This is a genomic window from Nocardioides sp., from assembly GCF_016462705.1.
In the GTDB taxonomy this organism is placed as follows: domain Bacteria; phylum Actinomycetota; class Actinomycetes; order Propionibacteriales; family Nocardioidaceae; genus Nocardioides.
On the sequence record NZ_JAEMSS010000160.1, the window covers coordinates 1 to 9,416 of the forward strand.

Consider the following 9,416-nt stretch of genomic DNA (forward strand, 5'->3'; position numbering starts at 1 on the left):
TCCGGGGACCCCGCCACCGCCCGCCGCCGCTCCCACAGCCCGCACCCGACCATGACAAGGGCGGCCAGGACCGCGCCGGCGAGGATGTCCACGACGTAGTGCTCGGCGTAGTAGACGAGCGCGAACGACATCGCGAGCGGGTAGAGCGCGAGCAGCCACCGCCACGATGTCCGGAGCCGCCAGATCCCGTGCATCGCGACCAGGAACGCGATGCCCGCGTGCAGCGAGGGCATCGCGGCGACCGGGTTGCCGACGCCCTGGAGGATCAGGTCGAAGCGTCCCAGACCCAGGTCCGACCAGCCGCGGCCCGTGATCCGGGTCAGGTCCGCGTCGATGAAGCCGAGCTCGGAGGCCATCCAGGGCGGCGCCATCGGGTAGACGATGTAGACGACCAGCGCGCCGAAGTTGATGGCGACGTAGCGGCGCATCCAGCGCAGCCACGCCCTCCGGTCGCGGATCCACAGGACCGCGGCGATGGTGAGCCCGGTCAGGAAGTGGGAGGCGTAGACGGTCGTGAGCAGCACGTCGTACCACCGCGGGTGGCTGCTGCGCTCGCACGGGTCGCCGCACAGCTCGCGCTGAAGCCACTCGGTCGGCAGGGTGCCGCCGAACAGCCACTCGTCGAAGCGGATCGGCATCGTGTAGTGCACCGGCAGCCCGAGCTCGTCGGTCAGGCCCCGGCTGTAGAAGTAGACGACCAGCCCCACGACCGGCAGCCACCAGTCCCGGAGGAACCGCAGGTGGTAGCCCCGCGGCGCCTCGATGTGCCACATGATCGTGGCGAACCACAGCCAGAGGAACACCTGCACGGTGTCGTTGGGGATGCCGAGGAACTTGGTCCAGACCGCGAGCAGCAGCGCGTAGACCAGCAGCGAGACCGTCCGCACCCAGGGCCGGGTCGCCCTGCTGGGCTCGGTGGACCGCTCCGGGACGGACGGTGCGTCCTCCTGGAGCTCCTGAACCATGCGCGAACTCTATGTGGGGGTGTCAGGCCAGGGGGTCAAGAGCCTCGTACGTCGTCACCGCGCCGGCCAGCTCCCGCAGGTGGTGACCGCCGTCGCCGAGCAGGTGGTCGAGCGCGGTGAGGTGGGCCATGACCATGCCGACGGAGTACTCCATCGTCATGGCGATACCGCCGTGCAGCTGGATCGCCTCCTGCCCGACGTGCCGGCCGGCGGTGCTCACCTGGAGCGAGACCCTCCGGGCCGCGTCGGCGACCTCAACGGGGTCCCCCTTGGCGACGACCATCGTGGCCCAGTCGACCATCGAGTGGGTCAGCTCGAGCGAGACGTACATGTCGGCCGCCCGGAAGGTCAGCGCCTGGAACGTCGACAGGGGGACGCCGAACTGCTTGCGGTTGCGGAGATACTCGGTCGTCGTCGGCAGCAGGAACTGCATCGCGCCGAGCGCCTGGTTGGCCGCCATCACCCGGGTGATGTCCTGGACGGTGGAGATGCTGGCCGTCACGTCGACGCCCGGCCCCCCGAGCGGGGTCGCCGCGGTGCCGTCGAAGGACACCTTCGCCGCCCGGGTGCCGTCGTACGTCGGGTAGCCCGTGCGCTCCGCCGTCGCGCCCTCGACAAGAAAGAGCCCGGTGCCGCCCCCGGGGAGCGCGGCGCTCACGACCAGTACGTCGGCGCGGGCCCCGTGCGGCACCGGCTCCTTGACCCCCGTGAGGGTCCACGCGTCGCCGTCCTGGGCGGCGGTGACCTTCTCGGCGCCGGCGGTCCAGCCGCGACCGGGCTCGTCGTGCGCGAAGGCGAGCACGCTCTCGCCGGCCGAGAGCGCCCCCAGGACCTCCTGGCGCTGCTCGGCGGTGCCGACCGCGGACACGAGGCCGCCGGCCAGGACGACCGAGGTGAGGTAGGGCTCGGGCGCGATCACCCGGCCGAGCTCCTGGCACACGATGCCGATCTCGACGGGTCCGGCGCCGACCCCGCCGTCCTCCTCGGAGAAGGGCAGCCCGAGCAGGCCCATCTCGGCCATCCTGGCCCACTGCTGCTCGTCGAAGCCGGGGTCGTCCTTGACGGCCTGGCGGCGGTTCTCGTAGTCGGAGTAGGCCTTGCCGACCAGCCCGCGGGTGGCCTCGCGCAGGGCGTCCTGCTCGTCGTCGTAGAGGAAGTCCATGTCGTCGTCCTTCTCAGAGACCGAGGATGTTGCGGCTGATGATCTGGCGCTGGACCTCGTTGGAGCCGCCGTAGATGGAGGCCTTGCGGAGGTTGAGGTAGATCGGGCCCGCGGCCCGCTCCCACTCGGTGAGGTCGCTGTCGTCGCCCGCCCCGCTGCCGAGGCCCGCCGGGCCGGCCAGGTCGAGGACCAGCTCGCTGACCGCCTGCTGGAGCTCGCTGCCCTTGAGCTTGAGCACGGAGGAGGCGGGGTGCGGCTTGCCGTCGAGGGAGTTGGCGGCCACCCGCATGGTGGTCAGCTCGAGCGCGAGCAGCTCGTTCTCCAGCTGCGCGATCCGGGCCCGCAGCAGCGGGTCGTCGGCGAACCGGTCCTCGGCGAGGCCCTTGATCCGGGCGATGACCCGCTTGGTGATGCCGGACGGCGCCACGCCGACCCGCTCGTTGCCGAGCAGGAACTTCGCGATGCCCCAGCCACCGTTGAGCTCGCCGACCAGGTTCTCGCCGGGCACCCGGACGTTGTCGAACCACACCTCGTTGACCTCGTGCCCGCCGTCGATCAGCTGGATCGGGCGGACCTCGAGGCCCTCGCTGGTCATGTCGATGAGCAGCATCGAGATCCCGGCCTGCTTCTTGGCGTCCGGGTCGGTGCGGACCAGCGTGAAGATCCAGTCGCCGTACTGGCCCAGCGTGGTCCAGGTCTTCTGCCCGTTGACGACCCAGTCGTCCCCGTCCCTGACCGCGGTGGTGCGCAGCCCGGCGAGGTCGGAGCCGGCGTCCGGCTCGGAGAAGCCCTGCGACCAGAAGATGTCGAGGTTCGCGGTCTTGGGGAGGAACTCCTTCTTCTGCTCCTCGGTCCCGAACTGGGCGATGACCGGACCGATCATCCCCGCGTTGAAGGCCAGCGGCGTCGGCACGCAGGCCCGCTCCATCTCCTCGTGCCAGATGTGGAACTGGATCTCGGTCCAGTCCTGGCCGCCCCACTCGACCGGCCAGCGCGGCACGGCCAGGCCGGCGGCGTTGAGGGTCCGCTGGGCCTCGACGATCTGGTCCTTGGTGAGCTCCCGCCCCTCGGCCACGGTGCGGCGGATGTCCTCGTCGACCTTGGTCGTGAAGAACTCCCGCATCTCGTCGCGGAAGGCGCGCTCCTCGTCGGACAGTGCGAGCTGCATCCGGCACTCCTACTGGTCGAGCTACTGGTCGGTAGTGATCGGGACCATCATGGCTGACGCTGGCATCCTGGGCCCGTGCGGGTGAGCATCCGGGTCCGCCCCGGCTCCGGACGGACCCAGGTCGGCGGCCGGTACGCCGAGGCCCTGGTGGTCCGGGTCCACGAGCGCGCCGTCGACGGCCGGGCGACGACGGCCGCCCTGCGGGCCCTGGCCGACGCCCTCGGCGTCCGCGCCGCCGACGTACGACTGGTCACCGGCCACACCAGCCGGGCCAAGGTCGTGGAGATCCCGGACGACGCCGCCGCGGCGTACCGGAGACTGCTCGACGGGTGAGGATCGAGCCCTCGCAACAGGATCCGGCCGACCTGCGTCTGTAGGGCATGCAGGTCCTCGTGCAGGAAGGAGCCCGGGTGGCGCAGGACGCACCGGACTTCGACACCTGGGTCGCCGCGCGGGGCCCGGGGCTGCTGCGCCTCGCCTACACCTTGACCGGCAACCGGACCGACGCGGAGGACGTCGTCCAGGACGCCCTGGCCCGGGCGCTGCCGCGGTGGTCGCGGATCACCCGGGCCGACGACGTGGACGCCTACGTGCGCCGGATGGTGGTCAACGCGCACACGTCGTGGTGGCGGCGGTGGAAGCGGCGCGAGTCGCCGGTGGCCGAGCTGCGGGACTCGACGGTCGACGCCCCGGGTGAGGGCTTCGACGACAGTCGCCGCCTCTGGCTGGCGTGCCAGGCCCTCCCCGAGGTGCAGCGCACGGCGGTCGTCCTGCGCTACTACGAACAGCTCGAGTACGCCGAGATCGCCGAGCTGACCGGCGTCCGCGAGGGCTCCGTGCGGGCCCGGGTCTCGCGGGGCATCGCCGGGCTGCGAGAGGCGATGGGAGAGACCGATGAGTGACTTCGAGACCCGCGTGGCCGAAGCGCTGCGCTCCGAGTCCGCGGAAGCCCCCGACGCGCTCGGCCTGGCCGACGCCGCCCGAGGTCGCGCGCGGACCCGGCGCCGTACCCGTGTGGCCGCTGTGGGGCTGACCGCGGCGGCAGCGCTGGCCGTGCCGGTCGCGGTCGTCGCCCTGGGTGGCGACCGCGGTCCGGACCGGACGCCGGTGGCGGACAAGACCACGACGTCCGAGCCGGAGCCGGTCCGGATCGGACGCTGGGAGTCCTGGCACGGCGTCAGCGTGTTCGTCCCCGAGGACTGGGAGTACGGCGACCAGGCGACCTGGTGCGCCGACGGCGGCTCGGCCGAGACCTTCCGGGTCACCCGCCCGGGCGGCGCCGTGCCGATGATCGCGTGCACGCCGCAGTCGAGCTACGGCCTGTCCTTCCAGGAGATCGAGATGGACGGGACCGACCAGCCGTTCGACTGGCCGGTCGTCACCCAGACCGGTGACGCCTGGCCGCCGGACACCTACGTGGGCGCCCACGGCGTCAACGGTGTGCTGGTGACCGTGGCGGGTCCTGACCGCGAGGAGCTGCTCGAGGTGCTGGAGACCGTCGAGCCCTACGAAGGCAGCGACCCCAACGGCTGCAGCGCGAGGGTCGGCGAGGACGGCGTCCGCGTGGTCTACGACGACTCGATGGCGGTCTGCCGCTACGACGCCTCGGGCCAGCTCGAGCAGAGCGAGGCACTCAGGGGCGACGACGCATCCTCCGCCGCCGAGGCACTGGACGACACGGTCGACGGAGATCTCGACTGCCAGCCGTCGGACGCACCGCCCGTCACCATCGAGATGTTCGACGCCGAGCATGACGTGTCCATCGAGCTCGACGGGGCGTGCACGGTGGTCGAGGGCTGGCCGGACGGCATCGTGACGCCGGACGTCCTCTGGTGGGCCTTGTCGCCCGGTTTCACCGGCGACACGACCGGGCTGCCGATCAGCGTGCTGCGCAGCTACGACCCGGCGCCGCAATAGTCACGTGCGCGGGAGGCACCTCGTCCCGCACACTCGTCCCTCGTGGGACATGTCGACGTCGCTGGAGTGCGCTACGAGCTGCCGGACGGCCGGGTCCTGCTGGACGACGTGTCGTTCCGGGTGGGGGAGGGCGCCAAGGTCGCGCTGGTCGGCGCCAACGGCGCGGGCAAGACCACCCTGCTGCGGATCATCACCGGCGACCTGGTCCCGCACGCTGGCGTGGTCACCCGGTCGGGCGGGCTCGGCGTCATGCGCCAGATGGTCAACGCAGGCCTCGCCAGCGACGGGCAGAGTGAGCCGACCGTCGCCGACCTGCTGCTCAGCGTCTCGCCCCCGCGGATTCGCGCCGCGGCTCTCGAGGTCGACCGCTGCGAGCGCGCGCTGATGGACACCGACGACGAGAAGACGCAGATGCAGTACGCCGAGGCGCTGGCGGAGTACGCCGACGCCGGCGGCTACGACCTCGAGGTCACCTGGGACGTCTGCACCGTCGCCGGGCTGGGCGTCCCCTACGACAAGGCGAAGTACCGCGAGCTGCGGACCCTCTCCGGCGGCGAGCAGAAGCGGCTGGTCCTGGAGTTCCTGCTCCGTGGACCGGACGAGGTGCTCCTGCTCGACGAGCCGGACAACTTCCTCGACGTGCCCGGCAAGATCTGGCTCGAGGGGCGGATCCGCGAGTCCGACAAGACGATCCTGTTCATCAGCCACGACCGGGAGCTCCTGGCGAACACGGCGACCCGGGTCGTGACCGTCGAGCTGGGCGCCGCGGGCAACCTCGTGTGGACGCATCCCGGCGGCTTCGCGTCGTACCACGAGGCGCGCAAGGACCGGTTCCTCCGCTTCGAGGAGATGCGCCGGCGCTGGGACGAGGAGCACGCCAAGATCAAGGCGCTGGTGCTCCGGATGAAGATCAAGGCGGAGTACAACGACGGCATGGCCAGCCAGTACAAGGCGGCCCAGACCCGCCTGCGGATGTTCGAGGAGAAGGGCCCGCCGACCGAGCAGCCGCGCGAGCAGCAGGTCACGATGCGGCTCAAGGGTGGCCGCACCGGCAAGCGCGCCGTCGTCTGTGAGAACCTCGAGCTGAGTGGGCTGATGCACCCCTTCGACCTCGAGGTCTGGTACGGCGAGCGGGTGGCCGTGCTCGGGTCCAACGGCTCCGGCAAGAGCCACTTCCTCCGGCTGCTCGCGGCCGGTGGCAGCGACCCCGACATCGAGCACCGACCCGTCGAGGACGTGGCGATCGAGCCGGTGCGGCACACCGGCAAGGCCAAGCTGGGCGCGCGGGTCCGGCCGGGCTGGTTCGTGCAGACCCACGAGCACCCCGAGCTGGTCGGGCGCACGCTGCTGGAGATCCTGCACCGTGGCGACGGGCGTCCGGACGGGCGTGCCGGGATGGGCCGCGAGCAGGCGGCGCGGGTGCTGGACCGCTACGAGCTCGCGCACGCCTCGGAGCAGAAGTTCGAGTCGCTCAGCGGTGGGCAGCAGGCTCGGTTCCAGATCCTGCTGCTCGAGCTGTCCGGCGCCACGCTCCTGCTCCTCGACGAGCCGACCGACAACCTCGACGTGCAGTCCGCGGAGGCGTTGGAGGACGGGCTCGAGGCGTTCGACGGCACGGTCATCGCGGTGACCCACGACCGGTGGTTCGCCCGCGGGTTCGACCGGTTCCTGGTCTACGGTGCCGACGGCGACGTCTACGAGTCGGACGGGCCGGTCTGGGACGAGGGACGGGTGGCGCGGACGCGATGAGCGGGACGTCGACACAGCTGGAGATCACCGACCTCGACCCGTTCGACGACGCCGAGTTCGACGAGTTCCACGCGGTCTACGAGGCGGCCGAGTCGTTCGGCCGCGAGGCGACGGCGACCCCGTGGGAGCGTGACGAGCTGCGGGTCGCCCTGCGCGAGGAGGCCCGCCGCCGTTTCCGGCACGGCCTCTGCGGCCGGGTCGACGGGCGCATCGTGGTGACCGGTGCCGTCGAGGGCTCGCTGCTCGACAACCTCGACATCGGCGAGGTCCGCGTCCACACGCTCCCGGAGGCGCGGCGGCGGGGCCACGGCAGTGCGATGGTCGCCGCGTGCGAGCAGGTGGCGCGCGAACGGGGCCGGACGACCCTGCTGGGCATGTGCGACTGGCCGTTCTCCGGCCACCCGGAGGGTGACGGTGAGCCCGGCATCGAGTTCGCTCGCAAGCACGGCTACGCGATGGCGCTCGTCGAGATCCAGCGCCGCCTCGACCTGCCCGTCGAGGAGGAGACCCTGGACCGGCTGGCCGCGGACGCGGCGGCGCACCACGCGGGCTACACGCTCCGCTCCTGGAGCGGCCCGGTCCCCGAGGAGCTCGTCCAGGGCTGGGCGGAGGTGACCTCCACCTTGATGACGGAGGCGCCGATGGGGGACATCGAGCGCGAGCCGCAGGTGGCCGACCCCCAGGTGGTCCGGGAGTCGGAGGCGCTCGCCTTCGCGCAGGGCCGCGAGCTCTATGCCACCGCAGCGCTCGACGAGGACGGCACCGTCGTCGCCTACACCAACTTCGGCGTGAACAACGAGGGCTCCCCGAGGGCCTACCAGTGGGGCACCCTGGTCCGGCCCGAGCACCGCGGGCACCGGCTCGGGATCGCGGTGAAGGTCGCCAACCTGCGGCAGCTCCAGCGGGAGCGGCCCGACCTGGGCCAGGTCGTCACCTGGAACGCCGAGGTCAACAGCCACATGGTCGGCGTCAACGAGGCGATCGGCTTCGTGCCGGTCGAGCGATCGGGTGAGGTGCAGAAACGGCTCGGTGGTTGAGGAGGTGCGCTAGCACCGTCTCGAAACCTCGCAAGCCGTGGCCGGGACTGAACCGATGTGGTTCAGCCCCAGCCCCGGCTGCGGTGGTCTCGACGCGCCCGTCGCGGCCTCGCACTTCACCCCCCGACGTCGAGGCTCCCCCGCTTCGCTTCTCCGCCACGACGCCGCGGGGACCCCGAAGAATCTCGGTCGCGGGGCTTGCTCGACCTTCGCTCGCGACGAACCCGCTCGTTCCTCGCGGGTTCTGCTCGCTCAGTCCGAGTCGAGCACGACCTCGGCGGACTGCTCCTCGCCGTCGCGGGTCCAGGTGAGCGTGACGGTGTCGCCGGGCCGGTAGGCGCGGATGGTCGCGATGAGCGAGTCGGCGCCGGTGATCCGGGTGTCGTCCACCTTGGTCACCACATCGCCCGGCTCGAGGCCGGCCTCGTCGGCGGCGGACCCGGCGGTGACCTCGCGGATGACCGCGCCCTGAGTGGCGTCGGTGCCGGTGGCGCCGTCGACCCCGACGCTGACGCCGATCCGCGCGTGCGTCGGCTCCTCCCCGTTCGCCATCTGCTCGACGATCGGCAGCACCCCGTCGATCGGGATCGAGAAGCCGAGCCCGATCGACCCGTCGCTGCCGGTCGAGGAGGTGCGGATCGAGGAGTTGATGCCGACCACGTTGCCGGACAGGTCGACGAGCGGTCCGCCGCTGTTGCCGGGGTTGATCGCCGCATCGGTCTGGATGGCGGGGTACGTCGTCGTGTTGCCCTGGCCGTCGTTCCCGACGTTGACCGGTCGGTTGAGGGCGCTGACGATGCCGCTGGTGACCGTGGACTCGAGCCCGAACGGCGAGCCGACGGCCACGACGCCCTGACCGACCTCGAGCTCGTCGGACAAGCCGATGGTCGCGGGGGTGAGGCCCGAGACGCCCTCGGCCTGGATGACGGCGGTGTCGGTCAGCACGTCGGTCCCGAGGACCTCGGCCTCCGCCGTGCTGCCGTCGTTGAACAGGACGGTCAGCGTGCCGCCGTTCGCGGCCACCTCCACGACGTGGTTGTTCGTGAGGATCTGTCCGTCCTCGCTGAGGATGATCCCCGACCCGGAGCCGGTGCCCTGGGGGCCGCTGACGTTGATCTGCACGACCGAGGGCAGGACCTTCTCGGCGACCGCCTCGACGCTGCCGTCGAGCTCGGGGTCCGACGGCGCGTCGGCGGTGCTGGCCGTCCTGAACGACGTGCCGGTGTCCGCCACCGAGGACGGCGAGTCGTCGCCGTTCAGCGCGTCGTACGCCGCGGCGCCGCCGACGCCTGCCCCTCCACCCGCGACCAGCGCCGCGGCGAGCACGCCGGCTGCGACCCGGCCACGGCCGCGCTGGCGGGTTCGCGCCGCGGGGGGCGCCGGCGGGGGACCGACCGGGGCGCCGTACGGCTGGCCGT

Annotated in this window: 9 protein-coding genes; 5 read left to right on the forward strand and 4 right to left on the reverse strand. The window is 71.9% G+C overall.

All coding sequences use genetic code 11. The features are described 5' to 3' along the window. The 3 genes from JHD21_RS17280 to JHD21_RS17290 all read right to left on the reverse strand — a co-directional run. The coding region (locus tag JHD21_RS17280) for a phosphatase PAP2 family protein (protein ID WP_292677689.1) at positions 1–965 on the reverse strand (965 nt) is incomplete at its 3' end. A gap of 22 nt (positions 966–987) precedes the next feature. After that, the gene (locus JHD21_RS17285) at positions 988–2,127 is read right to left on the reverse strand and encodes an acyl-CoA dehydrogenase family protein (protein ID WP_292677690.1); all 1,140 of its coding nucleotides are present in this window, start codon (positions 2,125–2,127) and stop codon (positions 988–990) included. Positions 2,128–2,140: 13 nt separating this feature from the next. Next, positions 2,141–3,295 carry an acyl-CoA dehydrogenase family protein gene (locus tag JHD21_RS17290; protein ID WP_292677692.1) on the reverse strand — a complete coding sequence of 385 codons (1,155 nt, stop codon included), beginning with the start codon at positions 3,293–3,295 and terminating at the stop codon, positions 2,141–2,143. Positions 3,296–3,370: 75 nt separating this feature from the next. Here JHD21_RS17290 and JHD21_RS17295 point away from each other — a divergent pair, with 75 nt between their 5' ends. Genes JHD21_RS17295 through JHD21_RS17315 form a run of 5 tightly spaced genes read left to right on the forward strand, consistent with a single transcriptional unit; the run spans position 3,371 to position 7,998 of the window. After that, complete coding sequence (locus JHD21_RS17295; protein ID WP_292677694.1) at positions 3,371–3,628, forward strand: DUF167 domain-containing protein; 258 nt, start codon at positions 3,371–3,373, stop codon at positions 3,626–3,628. A gap of 47 nt (positions 3,629–3,675) precedes the next feature. Beyond that, complete coding sequence (locus JHD21_RS17300; RefSeq protein ID WP_292677696.1) at positions 3,676–4,197, forward strand: SigE family RNA polymerase sigma factor; 522 nt, start codon at positions 3,676–3,678, stop codon at positions 4,195–4,197. Further along, on the forward strand, positions 4,190–5,212 hold the full coding sequence (locus tag JHD21_RS17305; RefSeq protein ID WP_292677699.1) for a hypothetical protein: 1,023 nt from the start codon (positions 4,190–4,192) through the stop codon (positions 5,210–5,212). The genes JHD21_RS17300 and JHD21_RS17305 overlap by 8 nt, the downstream gene beginning before the upstream one ends. A 42-nt stretch (positions 5,213–5,254) precedes the next feature. Further along, positions 5,255–6,961 carry an ATP-binding cassette domain-containing protein gene (locus JHD21_RS17310; RefSeq protein WP_292677701.1) on the forward strand — a complete coding sequence of 569 codons (1,707 nt, stop codon included), beginning with the start codon at positions 5,255–5,257 and terminating at the stop codon, positions 6,959–6,961. Beyond that, positions 6,958–7,998: a GNAT family N-acetyltransferase gene (locus JHD21_RS17315; RefSeq protein WP_292677703.1), complete on the forward strand. Its 1,041-nt coding sequence runs from the start codon at positions 6,958–6,960 to the stop codon at positions 7,996–7,998. Before JHD21_RS17310 ends, JHD21_RS17315 begins: the two co-directional genes overlap by 4 nt. Positions 7,999–8,250: 252 nt before the next feature. Here JHD21_RS17315 and JHD21_RS17320 read toward each other — a convergent pair. Beyond that, positions 8,251–9,416, reverse strand: a 1,166-nt coding sequence (locus tag JHD21_RS17320) for a trypsin-like peptidase domain-containing protein (protein ID WP_292677705.1), incomplete at its 5' end; no start/stop codon positions are given.

Coding starts and splice junctions, on each gene's coding strand:
- JHD21_RS17285 (WP_292677690.1), bottom strand. CDS start 2,127: ATGGACTTCCTCTACGACGACGAGCAGGACGCCCTGCGCGAGGCCACC.
- JHD21_RS17290 (WP_292677692.1), bottom strand. CDS start 3,295: ATGCAGCTCGCACTGTCCGACGAGGAGCGCGCCTTCCGCGACGAGATG.
- JHD21_RS17300 (WP_292677696.1), top strand. CDS start 3,676: ATGCAGGTCCTCGTGCAGGAAGGAGCCCGGGTGGCGCAGGACGCACCG.
- JHD21_RS17305 (WP_292677699.1), top strand. CDS start 4,190: ATGAGTGACTTCGAGACCCGCGTGGCCGAAGCGCTGCGCTCCGAGTCC.
- JHD21_RS17315 (WP_292677703.1), top strand. CDS start 6,958: ATGAGCGGGACGTCGACACAGCTGGAGATCACCGACCTCGACCCGTTC.